Annotated in this window: 21 protein-coding genes; 1 reads left to right on the top strand and 20 read right to left on the bottom strand. The window is 46.5% G+C overall.

Annotated elements, in window-relative coordinates; all coding sequences use genetic code 11:
- Positions 1-424: 424 nt before the first annotated feature.
- The 12 genes from aroH to mtrB all read right to left on the bottom strand — a co-directional run bounded on the left by aroH (position 425) and on the right by mtrB (position 10,116).
- Positions 425-793: a chorismate mutase gene (gene aroH, locus ABIE27_RS07880; RefSeq protein WP_123066021.1), complete on the bottom strand. Its 369-nt coding sequence runs from the start codon at positions 791-793 to the stop codon at positions 425-427.
- A 4-nt stretch (positions 794-797) separates the two neighbouring features.
- Positions 798-1,892: a 3-dehydroquinate synthase gene (aroB, locus tag ABIE27_RS07875; protein ID WP_429350271.1), complete on the bottom strand. Its 1,095-nt coding sequence runs from the start codon at positions 1,890-1,892 to the stop codon at positions 798-800.
- Between the two features lies 1 nt (position 1,893).
- Positions 1,894-3,063, bottom strand: a complete 1,170-nt coding sequence (gene aroC, locus ABIE27_RS07870; protein ID WP_123066019.1) for a chorismate synthase — start codon at positions 3,061-3,063, stop codon at positions 1,894-1,896.
- Between the two features lie 168 nt (positions 3,064-3,231).
- Entirely contained in the window at positions 3,232-4,023 is a 792-nt protein-coding gene (locus ABIE27_RS07865) for a CheR family methyltransferase (RefSeq protein WP_123066018.1), read from the bottom strand.
- A gap of 24 nt (positions 4,024-4,047) precedes the next feature.
- A complete protein-coding gene (gene ndk / locus ABIE27_RS07860; protein ID WP_123066017.1) occupies positions 4,048-4,491 on the bottom strand; it encodes a nucleoside-diphosphate kinase in 444 nt (147 codons plus the stop codon).
- A 132-nt stretch (positions 4,492-4,623) separates the two neighbouring features.
- A complete protein-coding gene (locus ABIE27_RS07855) occupies positions 4,624-5,598 on the bottom strand; it encodes a polyprenyl synthetase family protein (protein WP_090917219.1) in 975 nt (324 codons plus the stop codon).
- Positions 5,599-5,950: 352 nt separating this feature from the next.
- Complete coding sequence (locus tag ABIE27_RS07850) at positions 5,951-6,568, bottom strand: UbiX family flavin prenyltransferase (RefSeq protein WP_123066015.1); 618 nt, start codon at positions 6,566-6,568, stop codon at positions 5,951-5,953.
- Positions 6,569-6,570: 2 nt separating this feature from the next.
- Positions 6,571-7,437: a UbiA-like polyprenyltransferase gene (locus ABIE27_RS07845; RefSeq protein WP_123066014.1), complete on the bottom strand. Its 867-nt coding sequence runs from the start codon at positions 7,435-7,437 to the stop codon at positions 6,571-6,573.
- The gene (locus tag ABIE27_RS07840; protein WP_090917226.1) at positions 7,430-8,158 is read right to left on the bottom strand and encodes a demethylmenaquinone methyltransferase; all 729 of its coding nucleotides are present in this window, start codon (positions 8,156-8,158) and stop codon (positions 7,430-7,432) included. Before ABIE27_RS07840 ends, ABIE27_RS07845 begins: the two co-directional genes overlap by 8 nt.
- Positions 8,159-8,173: 15 nt before the next feature.
- Complete coding sequence (locus ABIE27_RS07835) at positions 8,174-9,037, bottom strand: heptaprenyl diphosphate synthase component 1 (protein ID WP_429350270.1); 864 nt, start codon at positions 9,035-9,037, stop codon at positions 8,174-8,176.
- A gap of 107 nt (positions 9,038-9,144) precedes the next feature.
- Positions 9,145-9,690 (bottom strand): hypothetical protein, encoded by a 546-nt coding sequence (locus ABIE27_RS07830; RefSeq protein ID WP_123066012.1) that lies wholly within the window; start codon positions 9,688-9,690, stop codon positions 9,145-9,147.
- A gap of 204 nt (positions 9,691-9,894) precedes the next feature.
- Positions 9,895-10,116 carry a trp RNA-binding attenuation protein MtrB gene (gene mtrB / locus ABIE27_RS07825; protein WP_090917232.1) on the bottom strand — a complete coding sequence of 74 codons (222 nt, stop codon included), beginning with the start codon at positions 10,114-10,116 and terminating at the stop codon, positions 9,895-9,897.
- Positions 10,117-10,262: 146 nt separating this feature from the next.
- Here mtrB and ABIE27_RS07820 point away from each other — a divergent pair, with 146 nt between their 5' ends.
- Positions 10,263-10,415, top strand: coding sequence for a hypothetical protein (locus ABIE27_RS07820; protein ID WP_161557000.1), 153 nt, complete (start codon positions 10,263-10,265; stop codon positions 10,413-10,415).
- A 90-nt stretch (positions 10,416-10,505) separates the two neighbouring features.
- On the opposite strand, the gene ABIE27_RS07815 is transcribed toward ABIE27_RS07820, so the two are convergent.
- The 8 genes from ABIE27_RS07815 to ABIE27_RS07780 form a co-directional block, all read right to left on the bottom strand.
- Positions 10,506-10,778, bottom strand: coding sequence for an HU family DNA-binding protein (locus tag ABIE27_RS07815; protein WP_090917341.1), 273 nt, complete (start codon positions 10,776-10,778; stop codon positions 10,506-10,508).
- 216 nt (positions 10,779-10,994) lie between these two features.
- On the bottom strand, positions 10,995-11,981 hold the full coding sequence (locus ABIE27_RS07810) for an ABC transporter permease (protein ID WP_123066011.1): 987 nt from the start codon (positions 11,979-11,981) through the stop codon (positions 10,995-10,997).
- The gene (locus tag ABIE27_RS07805) at positions 11,978-13,495 is read right to left on the bottom strand and encodes a sugar ABC transporter ATP-binding protein (RefSeq protein ID WP_123066010.1); all 1,518 of its coding nucleotides are present in this window, start codon (positions 13,493-13,495) and stop codon (positions 11,978-11,980) included. The genes ABIE27_RS07810 and ABIE27_RS07805 overlap by 4 nt, the downstream gene beginning before the upstream one ends.
- 76 nt (positions 13,496-13,571) lie before the next feature.
- Positions 13,572-14,669, bottom strand: a complete 1,098-nt coding sequence (locus ABIE27_RS07800) for a sugar ABC transporter substrate-binding protein (protein ID WP_123066009.1) — start codon at positions 14,667-14,669, stop codon at positions 13,572-13,574.
- A gap of 219 nt (positions 14,670-14,888) precedes the next feature.
- Positions 14,889-16,367: a stage IV sporulation protein A gene (spoIVA, locus tag ABIE27_RS07795; RefSeq protein WP_090917242.1), complete on the bottom strand. Its 1,479-nt coding sequence runs from the start codon at positions 16,365-16,367 to the stop codon at positions 14,889-14,891.
- Positions 16,368-16,847: 480 nt separating this feature from the next.
- Positions 16,848-17,657 carry a hypothetical protein gene (locus tag ABIE27_RS07790; RefSeq protein WP_240037067.1) on the bottom strand — a complete coding sequence of 270 codons (810 nt, stop codon included), beginning with the start codon at positions 17,655-17,657 and terminating at the stop codon, positions 16,848-16,850.
- Between the two features lie 66 nt (positions 17,658-17,723).
- Complete coding sequence (locus ABIE27_RS07785) at positions 17,724-18,068, bottom strand: 2Fe-2S iron-sulfur cluster-binding protein (protein WP_429350269.1); 345 nt, start codon at positions 18,066-18,068, stop codon at positions 17,724-17,726.
- A complete protein-coding gene (locus ABIE27_RS07780; RefSeq protein ID WP_123066007.1) occupies positions 18,068-18,703 on the bottom strand; it encodes a hypothetical protein in 636 nt (211 codons plus the stop codon). Before ABIE27_RS07780 ends, ABIE27_RS07785 begins: the two co-directional genes overlap by 1 nt.
- Between the last annotated feature and the right edge of the window lie 53 nt (positions 18,704-18,756).

Here is an 18,756-nt window from a genome sequence, read left to right as displayed (position 1 = left end):
GTTGCTCCATAAATAACAAGTCCCTATACTTTTGCGAAGGACAAATGACAGGCCACTGATCCATGTTAATCCATGATTCAGATGTACGTAAGATGACATACACTTGGTAACATCTCGTTCGCATCATTTTCATCCCTTGAGAAACTCAATCAAACTCTCCAATGATAGATGACGTGAAATGTTCGTCAGATATATGCGAATAAACCATGTCCTCCGACACGTCTACTCTCTTCTCCTGTACTTCTCCTTAGCAAGACGTACCGTGAATGCGTTGACCGATTTCGGTTGCATCGGCTACCAGACACTGGACTCTGCTATATACTAGGCTCAACTCAGCTACTCTCAGCTCAATCTAAACTCTACTCAACTGTTTCTCACTATACATCATATTCACTGGTTTGACAACCATGATCATGGAAGAAACTTAACGCCCTGCCAGATCGGGACGTAATGCCTGTGCACCGTTGAGGTACACGTGATGAATTTCATTTTGTGCTTTAGTTGTGTTTACATGTACCATAAAACGAATACACTTCGCCAAAGCGCCTTTTACAGGAACCTCCAGCGCACACATCAAAGGCACAAGTTCCCATCCATCTAACTGACGAATCACTTTTGCTGGAAAAGCCGCATCCAGATCACCGGTCATCGTAATCCATACGCTGCAGATATCTTCCGGTACAATCTTGTTCCGGTCAACAATCTCCTGAAGCAGCACAGCGGTTTCCTTCAAAATCTCTTCTTCACTATTCTGCGTGACTGTGGTCGCCCCGCGAATTCCCCGTGTAACCATGCTGTTATTCTCCCTTCCTAAGCAGTTCGATTACTTCACGAACAACCGTAACCGGCACATCCTTCACGATTCTAGCTGCTCCAATCCGATCAGGAACAATAAAGACCATGTGACCTTCACGGAATTTTTTATCATGCATCATCGCTTCCATCAAAGCATCCGTACTTAGATGTGCAGGCAACGTCACCGGAAGACGAAGAGAACGCAACATACGAACAGTATCCTCATACAGCCCTGCTGGCGCTCCGAGTTTCTCACCCAGTAGTGCCGATCCGGCCATGCCGATAGAAATGGCTTCTCCGTGTAGAAATTCACCGTATCCAGCAATCGCTTCAATCGCATGGCCAATCGTATGGCCCAGATTCAGGAGTGCGCGTTCTCCATTCTCCCGTTCATCATTGGATACGATCTCGGCTTTGATACTGCATCCGCGCTCCAGTCCATATCCGAGTGTTTCCGGGTCTAGTGCAAGCAACGCCTCGGCATGTTCTTCGCACCAATGGGCGAAAGCTTCATCACGGATCAGTCCATGCTTCAGCATCTCAGATAAACCGGCCGACACATCTCTTGGCGGCAACGATTGCAGTGTGTCGACATCATACAGTACAAGCTCCGGCTGATGGAAAGCACCAATCATATTTTTCGCAAGAGGATGATTGACCGCCACTTTACCGCCAACGCTGCTGTCATGAGCAAGAATGGTTGTTGGGATCTGCACAAACTTAACCCCGCGCATATATGTAGCTGCGACAAAACCAGCCAGATCGCCCACGACGCCTCCCCCTAGAGCGAGAATCGCCGAACTGCGGTCGAGTTTGCCTTCAATCGCTACCGTCATCATATCCTGATATACCGCAAGTGATTTCGAAGTCTCACCAGATGGCACGACTGCGGATACGACGGAATATCCCGCCGCACGCAACGTTTGCTCTAACCCACGCAAGTATTTCGGGGCCACATGATCATCTGTAATGATCAGAAGCGGACTTTTTTTAGTCAAACCATACTGTTCAAAATATTGCGGAGCTTGAGCCAGCAGGCCGCTGCCAATCAATATAGGATAAGAGCGTTCCTCAAGCTGAACTGTCAACTGACGCATATTAGTAATTCTCCAATTGTGCTTGGTAACTGGCAACGTTTGCCCGAATCTCCTCCATGGAATCCCCGCCGAATTTCTCCAGGAATGCCTTGGCAACTTCCCATGCAACAACATGTTCCATAACGACGCTGGCTGCCGGAACCGCACAAGCATCGGAACGTTCAACCTGAGCTGAAAAAGCTTCTTTCGTATCAATATCTACGCTTTGCAACGGCTTGTACAGCGTTGGGATAGGTTTCATGACTCCGCGTACCACAACCGGCATACCGTTGGTCATACCACCTTCAAATCCGCCCAGACGATTCGTTGCACGGTGGTAACCACGCTCTTCCGTATACAGAATCTCATCATGTACCTGAGAGCCGCGAATTGTCCCCGCTTCGAAGCCGATACCGATCTCCACACCTTTGAACGCATTGATCGACATTACACCTTGAGCGATACGAGCATCCAGTTTGCGATCATACTGTACGTGGCTTCCCAGACCAACAGGAACACCTTCAACGATACATTCTACAATTCCGCCGATGGAGTCGCCTTCTTGCTTGATCTGATCGATGTAGGCTTCCATTTTCTTCTCTGTCTCCGCATCTGTCACACGAACCGAAGATGCTTCCGTCACTGCAATCAGTTCATCAATCGGAAGATCCTGATACGGTGCTTCAATCTCCCCGATGCGAATAACTCGTCCCGCCACTTTAATACCGAATTCAGCCAAAAACTGACGTGCAATCGCACCACATGCCACTCGTACAGTAGTCTCACGTGCACTGGAGCGTTCCAGGACGTTACGCAAGTCTTTGAGATTGTACTTCAAACCACCGTTCAGGTCGGCATGTCCAGGACGTGGACGATGAACACGACGCTTCTCTTCATCGCTGCCTTCAATCGGCTCAATGTTCATAATATTCTGCCAGTGCTTCCAGTCATTATTTTGAACAACGAGCGCTACTGGAGCACCTGTCGTATATCCATGACGAATTCCGCCAACAAAATTAGCTTGGTCTTTCTCAATCTGCATCCGGCGTCCACGGCCATAACCTTTCTGGCGGCGATGAAGTTGGAAGTTCAGTTCTTCAAAATCAATATTCAAATTACTTGGCAGTCCTTCAATAATGGCGGTCAATTGGGGTCCGTGCGTTTCCCCTGCGGTTAAATAACGTAAACTCATAATACGTTCCCCCTTTAAACTGTTAAACTTCACATTGCTAAAATCCCATAATTTCTTTGCTTATTATAGTATAGCTGACCGGCTTTGACAAGAAAGCCGCTTTTTCTTATGCAAACAACCGCCTGAGCACATCTTCATGCACCTCAGGCGGTTGATCTTTATACTGATTTATTTTTTTCGGTAGAAAAACGTCTCTGCCGTCTCCAGCCCGTATTGCCCGGGGGAGAAAATCTGCTCTGTGCTGCCTACGAACAACATCCCACCTGGACGCAGACTGGCTGCGAATTTGTGATACAGCAGGTTTTTCGCTTCCTCTGTAAAATAAATCATGACATTCCGGCATACGATCAGATCGTATCCGTCATCAAAACGGTCAACCAGTAAATTCTGCTTCTTAAAGTTGATCGAGCTTTTCAATTTCTCATCAATACGATACATCATGCCATCTTGCTTGAAATATCGACTCGCCGTTTCTGGAGGAACATCTTTCAGCGAACGTTCCATATAACGGCCTTCCTTAGCCTTAGCGAGTGCGCCTTCATCCAGGTCGCTTGCCGTAATAGAACTTTCTTTCAAGATGCCTAACGTATCCAAAATCATGGCAATCGTATATGGCTCCTCACCAGTCGAACAAGCAGCACTCCATACTTTGACCTTGCGTTTGGAACCAACCAGCTCAGGCAGAATCTCATCACGCAACACTTCCCAGCGATTCGGGTTGCGCCAAAATTCCGATACGTTAATGGTCATGCGATCCAGAAACTCGTAAAATAACGATTTCTCCTTCTGCATCGCATCAAAAAAGATAGAAAATGTATTAAACCCGTTTTTGTTACGTAGTGTGGTCAGCCTTCTTTTCATCTGGCCTTCCTTGTACTGAGCAAGATCAATGCCTGTGCTCTCTTTAATTTTACGAATGAATCCGGTATAATCCGGGTCTAGTTGTTCTTGCTCCAGCATCGTAGATCACCCTTTGGCTAATAATTACAACCAGGCTGCGATGCTCTTCTCGTAGGTTACCAGCTCGTCAGGACTAAAGAAATTGGCAGCTTCACGAGTAGCACTTTCTGGCGAATCTGCCCCGTGAATGAGATTATGTGGTGTATGGCTAGCGAAATCTCCACGAATTGTCCCCGGAGCCGCTTCCTTCACATTCGTTTTACCAATGACCATACGTGCAAGTGTCACAATATCGTCGCCTTCCCACACCATGGCAAATACAGGGCCAGAAGTGATAAAACGAACCAGCTCATCAAAGAACGGCTTGCCCTCATGTTCAGCATAATGGCGCCTCGCCTGTTCTTCCGACATCTGCACCAGTTTCCCTGCTACCAGCTTAAATCCTTTGTCTTCCAGACGGCTGATAATACGGCCGATCAAACCACGCTGCACACCATCCGGTTTCACCATCAAAAATGTACGATCCATTACCAGTTCACTCCTCACTCACGGTTCAAAGTTAATCACTATGTAAACGCAATCCCTTTGATTGTAACATACAAGTCCAAATCCTCCCAATGAGGATTTTCACATCCGTGTAGAGCATTAAACCACACAAGCTTAATGTGTACGTTTAACGACAAAGTGAGCAATGTCTCGCAGATTTTTGGTGGTCTTGATGTTAGGCAGCTGATCGAGAGCATCGAGCGCTTTCTTCATATATCGGTCAGCAAGGGCTTCTGCTTTAGCAATTCCTTGACTTTGGCGAATCATTCCAATTGCATCCGATGCACTTGCGCGTCCTTCTTCATGATGCACACGCGAAATTTCCTTGAGCAACGGCTCACGTAACTGTTCTTCTTCCAGAGCATACAGCACAGGTAGCGTGATGTTACCTTGTTTCATATCACTTCCTGGAGGCTTACCAAGTTGTTTCTCCGTACCTACCAAGTCCAGAACATCATCCTGAATCTGAAAAGCCATACCCACATTGTATCCATAGGTGTACAACAAAGATGAAATGTGCTCAGGTGCACGAGTAGCGAGTGCTCCGAGCTGGCAGCTCACTGCAATCAGAAGCGCAGTTTTGCGACGGATACGCAGCAGATAGTTACGCACACTCTGACCTGTATTAAAAAAGTCCCGAATCTGTTCCATCTCACCAATGGACATCTGTACCATCGCTTTGGCAAGGATACGGTGAATAGCCGGATCAGATAGTCCTGCAGTCATCTCTAGCGCTTTGCCATAGATATAGTCTCCTGTATACATCGCAATCCGATTGTCCCATTTAGACTTCACGGTGGGTTTGCCCCGGCGAGTCTCGGCATTATCGATGACATCATCATGAACGAGGGAAGCAGAATGAATAAGTTCCAGTGGAACGGCTACGAGCTTCAAACGCTCGATATCGTATGTACCAAATTTGCCACCTAAAAGCACAAAAACAGGCCGCAGTCGTTTTCCACCTGCCTTAAGCAGATGAAGCGAAGTTTCACTCAGTAACTTTTGTTCGCCTTTTACGCTGCGATACAACTCTTTTTCAACGTAATCCATGTCCTTTTTTAACAATCCGAAAATGTCCAATAGTTTCATTCGTTCACCCGTGTCAGCGTATTGTCAATCCAAAAATCCATGCTTACCTTCCCTTCCAGCAAGCCCGAGCCTACAGGCAAAAACGTTCGCCCTAGGCTTGCCGTTCCTGCTTGTGTTCTTCTACAGCGTCCATCATGATGCCTATTCGAATGCCAGTACCGACATTCGGGATTTAAACGCTGCGACCAATTCTGAATCAACTAAAAGTACAGAAGTTGCCGGAGCATGGGTCAAGACCGTGGACACACTTATCTGGCCATCAGCACTCACCGACACCCCGGGAGTCAGGGGATCATGTCCATGAGTGGCACTTTTCTGATCCGCTTATCCAGAAAATTGCCACTCGGCTACATTATCCCCGTTCATCCGGTTCTCCCCATCTTGTAAACAGTTGATGCGGGATGCGCAAGCTATCCAGCACTTTACCTACTAAAAATAAAATTAAATCTTCCATGCTTTGAGGTTTGTAATAAAAGGCAGGCATCGCCGGGATCATTCGCACACCAAGACGTGAAAGCTTCAGCATGTTTTCCAGGTGAATGGCATGCAAAGGCGTCTCACGAGGCACAAGAATTAACGGCCTGCCCTCTTTCATCATAACATCTGCCGCACGTGACATCAGATTGTCTGAGGACCCGTTTGCAATCGATGAGAGAGTGCCCATGGAGCAAGGCATGATTATCATGCCTTCAGCCAAATAAGAACCACTGGCAATCGAAGCCCCAATATCGCTAACGGGATGATAGATTAACGATCCACCACGATGACCAAATTTTTCCTGAAGCAGGCTCTCCCGGTTCGTCACATCCCAGTCCAATTCTTCTTTCAGTACACGCCAGCCAGCATTGGAGATAACCAGATGAACGGCATATCCCAGGTTAAGCAACGTTTCAATCAATCGGATACCATATATGCTGCCACTCGCTCCGGTGATTCCGACAACAAGTCGTTTATTCTCCGGTTGCTGCATTATTATTTCACCGCCAGATCAATAAGTGTAAACGTAAATACGACTAGGCTCAGTACACTATTCATCGTAAAGAATGCCGTTTGTACACGGCTCATATCATTAGGCGACACAATATAGTGCTCATAAAGCAGGATGCCATACGTAATCAGCATACCTGCGCCATACCACCAGCTCAGATCGGTCATTAGCAACAAGGCAAGGAAACCAATCGCCGTAATGATATGAAAGAACTTGGCAATCTGCAATGATTTCACAAGTCCGAAGCGGGATGGAATGGAATGCAAACCTTCTCCCTGATCAAACTCCAGATCCTGGCATGCATAAATAATGTCAAAACCGGCAGTCCAGAATACAATCGTAACGTACAGAACAATCGCTGTCCAATCCATAGTACCTGTTACAGCCACCCATCCTCCCAAAGGAGCAAGGCCAATGGTCATCCCCAGTACAACGTGACAAAGCCATGTGAACCGTTTGGTGTACGAATAAAGCACTAACATGAAGACTGCAATCGGCAACAACTGCATGGATAACACATTAAGATTGGATGATGCCCAGAACAATAAAATAAACGAGATGATGATAAAAATAATAACCTCGCCATTCTTCAGCAAACCTGCTGGAATAGCTCTCATTGCCGTACGGGGATTTTTGGCATCGATCGCCTGGTCAATAATCCTGTTCAAACCGAATGCGGCGCTCCGTGCACCAATCAAAGCAAGTAATACCCACATAATCTGCATCCAGCTCGGGAACGTATTGTTAACAACCATAGAGCCCAAAATGGCGCCCATAAAAGCAAAAGGTAAAGCAAAAAGCGTATGTTCAATCTTGATCATTTCTAAAAAAATGCGAATTTTCCTAAACATTCTGATTCTCCTTGGTTCCAATATGCAGTGCCGCGATGCCTCCGGTTAGAGGGTAGGCCTGCACCTGTTGCAATCCAGTTTCAACAAAAATGTCTGCCAGTTCCTTTCTACCCGGGAAAAGCGCCAGAGAGTCCGGCAGCCATTTATACTGCTCATAACGTTTGGCAAACAGTTTTGCCATGTTTGGCAACATATGCTCAAAATAAAAATAATAAATGCCTTTAAACGGCTGCCAGGTCGGTTTGGACAATTCCAGACAAACCACCATACCGCCAGGTTTTACAACACGTTTCATTTCAGACAGAACCTGTCTTAGATCCGGTACGTTACGTAAACCGAATCCAATCGTTACATAATCGAACGTATTGTCTTCAAAAGGCAAAGACATGGCGTTCCCTTGAACGAGCGTAATCTGTTTTGAACGGTTCACCGCATCAATTTTCGTCTGGCCTACTTCCAGCATGTTGCTGCTGAAATCCAGCCCGTGCATGTGCCCCGTTTCACTTGCCTGTGCCATAGCGAGCGTCCAGTCACATGTGCCGCAGCACAAATCCAGTCCCGTATCTCCCTTAGACATATTCATCTTCTTCATCGTGAATTTGCGCCAAGCTTTATGCCTGCGGAAACTCAGAATATCATTCATAACGTCATACTTGCCCGCTATACTCTGAAAAACCGAATGGACAAATTCTTCTTTCGGTTTGGTCTCTCCGCTACCCATTCGTCTGTCTCCCCCTCAATCTTCCCTTACTGCCGCATGTGAAGGCTGCACATAGGACAGGTAAGGCTCAAGAATTGCCTCGAACTCATGCATATCTTGAAGACCTCCCTCTTCTTGCAGCAAAAGCTGAATGCGGTGTGTGCACTCGCGAAGCTTGTCCAGCAACACCTCGCTTATGCTGTATTTCAGCACCATCGAACTCCATATACGTCGTTCGAGCTTCATTTGAGACAAATGACTGCGTTCCTCGTCATTACCGTTCTCATACACATGCCAGAACGCGTAGCTATGAAGCATCTGCTGCTCGTCATGCATTCGCTTCATCTCTTCTGCGATTGTTTCACAAGTGCTGAACTCCATCAGCAAGCTGTTCCATAACGCCCTATCTCCAACAGGGATCATGTCTGTAAATGAAAGAAACAGCTGCATTCTCAGCTGTACCGTTTCACGCAAATATTCATCAGCCGAAACGAGAAGTTTTTTCATCCGTTCATACAGCGTCATCTTACGTGCGTTCACTTGGGAAACAGCACCGCTAAGCTTGCCAATCATTTCAATTTTGCCTGCATGGGCAAGCAATTGATAGAAGCGGCTACTCAGATAATCTCCAGCGAGAACATTTAATTGGCGTGAACGCATCTCCTGTTCTCCCCGATCACCGGAAATCGTATCGATTCGATCATGCGTATCCATAGCCAACTGAACGAGCGAGGTCGCAAGAGCGTAAAGTTCCTGATTTCCCACTTCGTCTGTACGGCCCACAAATACCTGTAACAGACGCGCCCGGCTATCCGGAAATGACGGGATTTCCGTATGTTGTCGAATCATGTCGTAATCCGTATATTTCTTTGCAAGTTGGGGTACGCGATATGAATTCATTCTCATCCTCCGAGGCTTTGCTTTGTCAAACCATTTCTGCACTACAATCTTATATATTATAGCATATGTTTATTCGGCACGCACTGAATCCTGCTATTTGATTACCCCTAACTTGTCATTTCGAACTGCCTCTTCCACAGTTCCGTCTGCATCAGATTGAACCAGTCCTTCAAATCCTCCGAAAATGCCGCGCTTTTCCATGTGCGAAGCATATCAATAGCGTACATCGGCCATTCTCCTCGCCGAATATCTGCTGCAAGCAGCAGATGGCGTTTATGCATCCATTCGTCCTCGGCCATGACGCGAAGTAACACCTGTTCCACGTTATCTACACTGCGAAAACTCAGATCGACGACAGCAGCCATATTTTCATAAATTTCAGTATAACTCGTATCCGTTCCTTTTACTTTGAGGTCGAGTGTCAAAATGGACTGTTTCCATTCCACTCTGGCAATCGGCGTAGACATATGAAGTGAACTCAGTACATCAACCAGATTATCATTCGTCAACTGGATCGTTTGATGAGAAGCGGTTACAGGCTCTGCCCGGTCTCCGCCCCATGTACGTGTATGTAAGCTTTGAAAAACCACGAGCAAGAAGACTGCCGCAATCGTTGACAGCATGGATGCAGTCACAATCATTCCCGGTTTCATATGCGCCTCCCTGCCTTTACCTGTTAGTGTAGTCTGTCCGGTAAAGGCTCATACCTCATTGTACAATCAAAAAAAGCAGGCTATGCCTGCAATTTTCATCTGATCCACTCAACCTTTTTATTGTACCTAGTCAAACTCTTTCATCACTATGCCTATTTAACATTTTATAATTTACTTTTGCCACTATTACGTTCAGTCATTGGACTATTCCGATTCAATCTCTCCATGCTTCGTAATCAGCGTAGCTTTTCCTCTGATTTTAATGGCTGAAGTATGTGTTGTAAATTGAGCAATCATCACTTCGCCTTTATCCAGCTTCTCCGTGTGATGAAAACGTGTGTCCTGTCCGCGGGTCAAGCCAATCACCTGTACACCGTTTTCTTCTGCTTTAATTACGATAAAGTCATTGCCCGTAGAGTGATCCATCGCGCACGTCCCCTTTTCTAATTTCATAGCGTTAATGATGATCAAGATTGTTTCATTTGTCAACAAGTCCTGAAGGGAATGTACCCGCAAGAAACCATAGTTACCGGGTCATACTATAACGGATCAGCCAGGAAAGGAGAGTTCGCATGAAATACACCCCAGCTGTGCTCAAGGAAGAGCATGTTCATCAGTTACAGGAGATTGAGCATCATCTGTCTGCCGTTACCGGCAAAGATCTGATTCTAATCGCTTACAGCGAGCAACCGGAACTTTCGGAAAAAAGTAAAGAGGTTGAGTAGCAGATTACGAAAATTTACCGTTTACAGGCAAAAGAAAAGGCCGTGAACAAGTCACGGTCTTTTTGTTGACATATGGAATATGTAGAAATCTTATTTAATTCCGTCTTTGAGCGCTTTACCTGGTTTGAACGCAGGAATTTTGCTCGCAGGAATTTCGATTTCTTCACCTGTTTGCGGGTTGCGTCCTTTACGTGCAGAGCGCTCGCGAACTTCGAAGTTCCCAAAACCAACCAATTGTACTTTGTCTCCGTTTTGAAGAGCCTCAGAGATCGCTTCGAATACGGCATCAACCGCTTTCGTTACATCCTTTTTGGACAATTCAGTAGCCTCGGATACGTGTGTAATCAAGTCTGATTTGTTCATTTGTTTTTCACCTCCTGAATCAATGTCCTGAATGTTATACTGTGTTTCCGTTTTATTAGGAAATATACGTTCATTCACAAAAAAACGTTGACCATTTTGAGCGATGAACATTCATCTCCGCCTGCGGCCCACAGTCATTTCTGGCAAAAGCCGCCTGAAACCACGCGTGTTTCTGACGCCGAACAAATTTTATACTAATACAGACAGCACACAATTTCAAGTGCGGCTACGGTTTAAAACGTAAAATGTAACTGCCAGAGCCAGCACAAGCACCCCGCCTTTGACAATATCATGTGTAAAATACTGAACGTTCATCATCGTCAATCCATTGACCAAGACACCAATCAGAACTGAACCGATAAAGGTTCCTATCACATTCGGCTTCCCGGCACCAAAGACAGAGAAACCAACAAATACCGCAGCTACGGATTCCATTAACAATGGAGATCCGGCATCAATCTGTCCAGATCCAACTTTGGATGCATAGATGATTCCTCCAATAGCCGCAAAGATTCCAGCTGCCACATAAGCAAGTGTTCGTACCTTTTTCACCTTGATCCCAGAGAGCCTTGCCGCCTCTTCATTTCCGCCTGTAATATACATTTGCCTACCATATTTGGTGTATGTCAAAAAGATATGAACACCGATTACAGCAATAAGCAGCAGAATAACGGAGATCGGCATACCCAGCCATTTCCCTTGTCCAATCAGCAGAAACGTCGGGTCCATCTCTCCAGCTGCCTTGCTTCCATCCGGAAACTGCATGTGATTGTAGATGGTGTACCCCTGAGCATACGTTTTGTGGATACCTCCGATGATGTACATTGTTGCAAGCGTCGCAAGCAGATCCGGAATACGCAATTTAACAATCAACAGTGCGTTCAACAGCCCAATGACGGCCCCAATAACCAAAGGCACGATAATCACGACAGCCAAAGGCTGCTGATACCAGATCATTAGTGACGCTGTAACAACGGTTGTCAGCGAGACGGTCGCTCCCACAGAGAGGTCAAATCCATCCACAATGAGAGATAACGTTACACCAATCGCTACAAAGGTTACGATCGAGATCGAACCTAAAATGTCCGTTAAATTGCTATACGTGAAGAAATAAGGCAGTTTTATGCCGAAAAAAGCAATAACTCCTATAATGACGATGATCGCTCCATACCGGAACGCAAAATCGAGTGATTTATCTTTCATGCTTCCACCTCTTGTCCACCGCTTGCATAGTAAAGCAGCTGTTCTTGGTTCGTCTCGCCACGCTGAAACTCTTTTACGATAACCCCTTCACACATGACCGCAATCCGGTCTCCGATGCCCATTCCTTCATCCAGTTCACAAGTGAAATAGATGACGGCTTTACCGGCCAGTGCCAATTCATTGATAATGCGGAAAATGTCACTTTTCGCCCCAATATCCACACCTTTTGTTGGTTCGTCAAAAATAAATACATCTGCATCGGTACGCAACCATTTTCCTATGGCTACCTTTTGCTGATTACCACCGCTCAAATACTTCACTTCCTGTTTCACCGACGAAGTCTTGATGCCGAGTTGTTTCACTAATGAATCCGCATGATGACGCTCACGTTTACGGTTAACAAAGCCCAATCGACTAAGCCTGGAAAGCAGGGGCAGGCTCAGATTACGTTCCACGTTCTCCTGAATGAGAATGCCTTGTTTACGCCGTTCCTCTGGAACAGATACAATGCCTAGAGCCGCTGCATCCGCAGGTTGGGACAGATGGATATTCCGTCCGAGTAATCTTATCTCCCCTGACTGCAATCGATCGGCTCCAATCAGCAGACGAGAGCATTCCGTTTTGCCAGCACCTACAAGCCCAACAACAGCAAGTACTTCACCACGGCGAACCTCAAGGTCCACACCTTTTACCTTCAATCCCCGCCGTAGGCCTCGGGCTTCCAGGAGCAGATCGCCCACAGGTGCTTCAGTCTTTGGAAACTCCTCTTCGAATGGTTTGCCTAACATTTGCGTAACCAGGTCATTGATCGTCAATCCATTCGTTTCACTTGTAAATACATGACGACCGTCCCTCATCACAGTAACCCGGTCACAGTGACTCGTTACTTCGGCAAGACGATGGGTAATGAAAATGCAGGCTACCCCGCGTTCCTTCAGCAAATGTACAATGCGAAAAAAAGCATCGGTCTCCTCTTGACTCAGAGGTGCCGTCGGCTCGTCGAATATAATGACTTTGGCATCCTGAATCAGGATACGCGCAAGCAAAATCATCTGTTTCTCAGCCAGAGTCAACTCGGCTACTTTACGGTGAATCGAGATATGATCTGCCCCGAGCTGTTTCAATGCTTCCTTGGAACGTTGCTGCAACGTTCTTGGACTTTTCCACCATCCTCCAGCGGATGAGGCTAACTGATCCAGCATAATATTCTCGGCGGCAGTCAGCTGCGGCACAAGTGCAGCATCCACTTCCTGATATACACAGTGAATTCCACTTGCCTTGGCTTCTCTCGGAGAATGGAGGCTCAGTTTATAGCCGTTTAGACGAATCGTACCCTCATCCAGTTGGTACGCGCCCGACAATATTTTCATCAACGTACTTTTGCCGGCCCCGTTCGCTCCAAGGAGGGCATGGATCTCTCCACCTTTTACAGAGAAATGTACGTCCCTCAGCGCAGGTATGCCTGAAAAATGCTTATGGATATGCTCCATATCCAGTGATATCGGGTCCTTCATGATGTTGCCTCCAATCAGCTGTATTGCCTGTCATCGCCTGAAAAAAGCGCGCCTCGCGGCGCGCTTCTAACGCTGCTTACTTCGCAGTAATCCCGTACTCGCTCATCCAGTCCTTAATCCCTTGAGTACTGCCTCCCCAGCCTTTTACGTACTCAGACAGCTCAGATGTGGAGATTTGTTTATCAGGTAGAGCCTCACGTTGTACGTACACCGGATTAAGAACAACCGCATCTTCGGTTTGGTCCCCATGCAACTTCTGGTATGCATATCGAACTTGTACACGCCCAATGTCCGTTGGATCTACAGCCGCGGAAGCAACCCAAGGATTTTTCGGGTCCTGGATCATCTGCAGATCCTCGTCACTCATGTCAATTCCATACACCTTAATCTCATCACGCCCAGCTTGCTGAATGGCACGCGCCGCACCTTTTGCAAACTCGTCCCACGCGGCCCAAACCGCTGTAATTTCACCTTTTGGATATTGTTTCAGAATGGCCTCCATTTTGGCTTGCGTATCCAGCGCCGGGTTCTGAGCAGAACCAAATGTCGCAATTTCCTTGATTTCTGGATTATCCTTCAGGAATGCTCCGTAGGCAATCTGGCGACGTTCCATTGGAGCAAAACCAGCCACCCAGACTTTCACGATGTTACCTTTACCATTGATATCTTTTTTCATCTGTTCCAGTGTTAGTTCAGCCATCTTCTGGTCATCTTGTGACAACACCGTAGCACCCGGAACACTGATCGCTGCATCAAATACAACTACAGGAATCTTTTGCTCAACCGCTTTTTTCACCCCTGGTTCGAGGAGCGAATCACCGTGGTCTGTCAAAATGACATCAAATTTCTGGTTAATTGCACTGTCGAGCAACGATACCATTTTTGCTTTATCATTATCTGCAACAAAGGTGGTGAGTTCACCGCCAAATTTGGCAATTTCCTCTTTTACTCCTTGTACATACTGCTGTGAAAATGTCCCTGTATTAAATTCCATAATTAGCGCAACCCGTTTACCGCTTAAAGGTCCTGTAACGGCTTCCGTCTTCGGTGTTTCACCCGCTGATCCTGATGCAGGAGAGGCGGCTGGTTCTTTTTTAATTCCGCAAGCTGACAACGCCAGTGTGAATATCAGTAAAACGCTTAACCCAACCCATTTAAAACTTGTTTTCTTCATCTCGTTCTCCCCCTGTTTCACTCGCTATGACTTCAATCACAATAGTTGTTTATTAATATAACGGCTAATCCCCAGTATGTAAATATGTTTTAGTGATTTAAAGCTGAAACTTGCTACATTTTTCGAAAATATATGATTCAGACATCCATTTCATCCATATTCAAGAAATAAAGGCAAAGAAAAAGACCATGAGATCCAGCCCCACGGTCTTTTGAATAATTAAAGTATGATGGCGATCAATCCGCCTGAGCCTTCGTTAATAATTCTACCCAGTGTCTCTTGCAGTTTATATCTTGCATTATCCGGCATCATCGCGATTTTACCCTGAATGCCTTCACGCACAATGGAGTGTAAAGAGCGTCCAAACATATCTGAATCCCATACCTTGATCGGATCGTTCTCAAAGTCTTGCATCAGATATCTCACCAGTTCCTCGCTCTGTTTCTCCGTACCGATAATCGGGGCAAACTCCGACTCCACATCAACACGGATCATGTGGATGGACGGTGCCGTCGCTTTCAGGCGAACGCCAAATTTCGTACCCTGACGGATCAGTTCCGGTTCGTCCAGCGCCATCTCAGCAAGTGAAGGAGCAGCAATGCCATAACCTGTTGTTTTGACCATTTCCAGCGCCTCAGCGAAGCGGTCATATTCTCTTTTCGCATGGGAGAACTCCTGCATCAGTTGCAACAGATGATCCTTGCCCCTGATTTCAATGCCAACAACTTCCACGAGAATCTGGTCATATAACTCATCCGGTGCGTAGAGATCTATCTCTGCTACACCTTGCCCCATATTCATACCACTGAGGCCGGCACGGTCGATAAATTCATATTCCATGAATTGTGACACGACCCGATCCACGTCGCGCAATCTGCGAATGTCTTTTACCGTATCCCGTACCGAATTCTCATAGTTGTTACGAAGCCAGTGTGTGTCATTCAGCACCATAACCCAGCTCGGGAGGTTCACATTCACTTCATGCACAGGGAACTCATATAATACTTCACGGAGTACACCAGTGACATCATCTTCCGTCATCGTCGCAGCACTTAGCGTCATGACTGGAATATCGTACTTGGCAGCCAGCTCGCTACGAAGTTGCAACGCTTCTTCACTGCGAGGCCGGGTAGAGTTGATGACCAGAACGAACGGTTTACCCACTTCTTTCAGCTCAGCAATCACTCGCTCTTCTGATTCCACATAGGAACTGCGAGCGATCTCCGCAATCGTTCCGTCTGTTGTGACCACCACACCAAGTGTGGAGTGCTCCTGTATGACTTTTCGGGTACCAATCTCGGCTGCTTCCTGGAATGGAATCGGCTCTTCGAACCAAGGTGTGGAGATCATACGCGGACCATTTTCATCCTCATATCCCTTTGCGCCTTCCACCGCGTACCCCACACAATCCACCAAACGTACATTGACATCCAGCCCTTCAGCCACTTTGATCTGGACTGCATTATTGGGCACAAATTTAGGTTCGGTTGTCATGATTGTTTTGCCTGCTGCACTTTGTGGAAGTTCATCCACTGCACGGGCACGATCGGCCTCACTTGCAATGTTCGGCAGTACGATCGTTTCCATGAATCGTTTAATAAATGTTGATTTCCCCGTCCGGACTGCGCCGACAACCCCGAGATAAATATCCCCTCCGGTCCGCTCAGCTATGTCCTTAAAAATGTCCACTTTCTCCAATGAAATCCCCTCCTTAAATTACTCCGAAGGAAAAATGCTAAAGAGCATCCGCTTCGTTTTTTCAATCAGAAGACTGAAATCCCTGCAACGGTAGAGCCGCCTTTGTGAGTGCCCGGAAGTCGTCCGCCGCCGAACGTTGCATTCTGATGAAACCGGCGAGAGCGGCGTTAACTCGTACATGCAATTGGACTAGTATCATCTTATGTACCCGTATGCGGCAATATGACGTATTTTTTTGTTTTTTTATCTCATGATGGTGACATGAAGAGCATCCTCCGATCCCGGACTGCGCGTCTTTATTTCAATCTACTTTATGAGAACCCCTCTCTGTTTATGACACCTCTCACATCTTGAACCCTATTCTTTTCACAAAAAAAGAGACATGCCACGGAACGCGGTATATCTCTTTCGGGATTCTGTGAAGCCTTGAATTGCACATTTACTTTAGTACATTTACTTTTTATTACAGCTGCTCTTTACTTACTTACCTTGTTTTTGAACGATCTGTGCGACAGGTACATTATTCTCCAGCGTATATGGAACAGATTTCACAGGTACGAAATAGGAATGCGCAAGCAAATGATTACGTAAATCCGGGTCATCAGAGCCAGCATCCTCATCGTCGGATGAACCATCTGTTTTTTCCAATGCCTGCATAATATCAAAAGCATAGTCCACATACACCGTACCCTGTTCATCCATCATAAAAGGCAGTTCCTGACCTGAATATACACTTTTCAGCGTAATTGAAGGTGATCCTGCCTGTGCCGCCAAGTTCATGTCCACCGCATGAAAGCCAGGATACAGATCTTCCCCCGCAGGCAGTTGTTGATTATGTACAGATTTGTACTGATTCACCATGCGTTGCACATCATTGACCTTCTGCACCGTCTGGAGATCCATCACTTTCACTGTCGGTTTCACTTCCTCATTTTGTATCAAAAAGTAAGCGCTACCACCACTCTCAAAGGCCGTTACCGGTATATCATCAAGATAACCAAGCTGCCTCAATTTTGGGAGGTCTACTCTAAACTTTTCATACTTCGGCGTATCCGCGTCGGCGTTCAGAATCGGCAATATCCCCTCATCCTTTTGAAACGCTTCAATAGCACTCTGAATACGGTTTACACTTTCGCGATAAGCTGTTTTGGGATCAGAATTACTCTGAGAAGGATACAAGCAACCACTCATTGTAAGCATAAGCAGAAGAATCAAAGACAGACACTTCACCTGCCGTAACAAACCCAAGGGATGTCTTCCTTCCGCGGTTTTATTCTTCTTTTTATTCATTCGCACCCTCCTTAAACATACAAAGTATGACTTGAAACTCTATTTCTCTTCCTGCTATTATGCAAACTAATCATCATCTTGTTGCTGACGCTCAAGCTGTTTCCTTATGGCGGCTTTCAGTGGGTCTTCCGGAACCTGCACGGTCAGTTGTCCGCATACTTTCGCCTGACACGAGAGTCTTGTTCCTTCCTCAAGCATGAGTCCGAGCTTCCGCCTCTCCGCATCCGTAGGTGGAAGCAGTGCATGCCTCTCCTCCAGCGCCACTTTAACTTTGCACATCAGACATGCAGCTTTGCCATCGCACCGGGTTGATATTCGAACACCAGCCCGACGCGCAGCTTGTAAAAGAGTGGTGCCAGGCTGAACTTTGATGGATTTATTCATCGGTAAAAATGTAATCATCTCTTGCATCATTGTTCCTCCCCAGCTTGATCCGACCAAGAAAACCCAACCAGCTCTTCCACTTCTGATCTGAAACGAGAGGACCATATATTATGTTGACTTAATGCAATCATTGCAGGTCGGTGAGTCTCAGGTTCTTGACGAATTCGCGTTGCAATGGGTACATAGCGATCTTCACGTCCGCGAAGCAGATTAAAAAGCAATTCATGCGCAAGCGGCATTAGTCGCAACCGGTATACATCCACCTGAGTCTCGGAAGCATACAGAGCTAGCACACGCTCAATCTGGATACGATACCAACTTTCACGCGCCCATACTTCAAAGCCGCCTACCAGTTCCAGTGAACATGCACCCACTTGGTAATGACTCAGCAGGGAGGCATAAGGCCCCGTTTTGTCTATTGCAGGCTCGTCAATTTTGTTCCCCGGAGCACAGATATGCAGCTTTTTGGCGTCAGCAATATCAGCATACACATCAATATCTCTAGGTGCTTGTTGCAACTCCACCCCTTGAAGTAATAAGCCGCAACTGCCTCCTAGTAACCAGGTATAAGGCTGACGATCCCAGGCTTTTGCCGTATCCAGTAAAGCCTTGTGTAATTCCGGATATCGCGCAGTCCAATCTTCCGTCTCATGCGGTTCCATAGCTACACAATCCTCCCATCCGTCTTTTCATTGTGTCCGTTCTTATGATGCGC

Origin of the sequence: Paenibacillus sp. 4624 (assembly GCF_050435065.1) — a bacterium.
Classification (GTDB): domain Bacteria; phylum Bacillota; class Bacilli; order Paenibacillales; family Paenibacillaceae; genus Paenibacillus; species Paenibacillus amylolyticus_D.
The sequence above is the reverse complement of the archived record's forward strand: the minus strand, read 5'-3'. Positions and strand labels throughout refer to the sequence as shown.

What these genes read in the sequence shown, in the direction of transcription:
- aroH (WP_123066021.1), bottom strand. Translation starts at nt 793, where the DNA reads ATGGTTACACGGGGAATTCGCGGGGCGACCACAGTCACGCAGAATAGT.
- aroB (WP_429350271.1), bottom strand. Translation starts at nt 1,892, where the DNA reads ATGCGTCAGTTGACAGTTCAGCTTGAGGAACGCTCTTATCCTATATTG.
- aroC (WP_123066019.1), bottom strand. Translation starts at nt 3,063, where the DNA reads ATGAGTTTACGTTATTTAACCGCAGGGGAAACGCACGGACCCCAATTG.
- ABIE27_RS07865 (WP_123066018.1), bottom strand. Translation starts at nt 4,023, where the DNA reads ATGCTGGAGCAAGAACAACTAGACCCGGATTATACCGGATTCATTCGT.
- ndk (WP_123066017.1), bottom strand. Translation starts at nt 4,491, where the DNA reads ATGGATCGTACATTTTTGATGGTGAAACCGGATGGTGTGCAGCGTGGT.
- ABIE27_RS07855 (WP_090917219.1), bottom strand. Translation starts at nt 5,598, where the DNA reads ATGAAACTATTGGACATTTTCGGATTGTTAAAAAAGGACATGGATTAC.
- ABIE27_RS07850 (WP_123066015.1), bottom strand. Translation starts at nt 6,568, where the DNA reads ATGCAGCAACCGGAGAATAAACGACTTGTTGTCGGAATCACCGGAGCG.
- ABIE27_RS07845 (WP_123066014.1), bottom strand. Translation starts at nt 7,437, where the DNA reads ATGTTTAGGAAAATTCGCATTTTTTTAGAAATGATCAAGATTGAACAT.
- ABIE27_RS07840 (WP_090917226.1), bottom strand. Translation starts at nt 8,158, where the DNA reads ATGGGTAGCGGAGAGACCAAACCGAAAGAAGAATTTGTCCATTCGGTT.
- ABIE27_RS07835 (WP_429350270.1), bottom strand. Translation starts at nt 9,037, where the DNA reads ATGAATTCATATCGCGTACCCCAACTTGCAAAGAAATATACGGATTAC.
- ABIE27_RS07830 (WP_123066012.1), bottom strand. Translation starts at nt 9,690, where the DNA reads ATGAAACCGGGAATGATTGTGACTGCATCCATGCTGTCAACGATTGCG.
- mtrB (WP_090917232.1), bottom strand. Translation starts at nt 10,116, where the DNA reads ATGGATCACTCTACGGGCAATGACTTTATCGTAATTAAAGCAGAAGAA.
- ABIE27_RS07820 (WP_161557000.1), top strand. Translation starts at nt 10,263, where the DNA reads ATGAAATACACCCCAGCTGTGCTCAAGGAAGAGCATGTTCATCAGTTA.
- ABIE27_RS07815 (WP_090917341.1), bottom strand. Translation starts at nt 10,778, where the DNA reads ATGAACAAATCAGACTTGATTACACACGTATCCGAGGCTACTGAATTG.
- ABIE27_RS07810 (WP_123066011.1), bottom strand. Translation starts at nt 11,981, where the DNA reads ATGAAAGATAAATCACTCGATTTTGCGTTCCGGTATGGAGCGATCATC.
- ABIE27_RS07805 (WP_123066010.1), bottom strand. Translation starts at nt 13,495, where the DNA reads ATGAAGGACCCGATATCACTGGATATGGAGCATATCCATAAGCATTTT.
- ABIE27_RS07800 (WP_123066009.1), bottom strand. Translation starts at nt 14,669, where the DNA reads ATGAAGAAAACAAGTTTTAAATGGGTTGGGTTAAGCGTTTTACTGATA.
- ABIE27_RS07790 (WP_240037067.1), bottom strand. Translation starts at nt 17,657, where the DNA reads ATGAATAAAAAGAAGAATAAAACCGCGGAAGGAAGACATCCCTTGGGT.
- ABIE27_RS07785 (WP_429350269.1), bottom strand. Translation starts at nt 18,068, where the DNA reads ATGCAAGAGATGATTACATTTTTACCGATGAATAAATCCATCAAAGTT.
- ABIE27_RS07780 (WP_123066007.1), bottom strand. Translation starts at nt 18,703, where the DNA reads ATGGAACCGCATGAGACGGAAGATTGGACTGCGCGATATCCGGAATTA.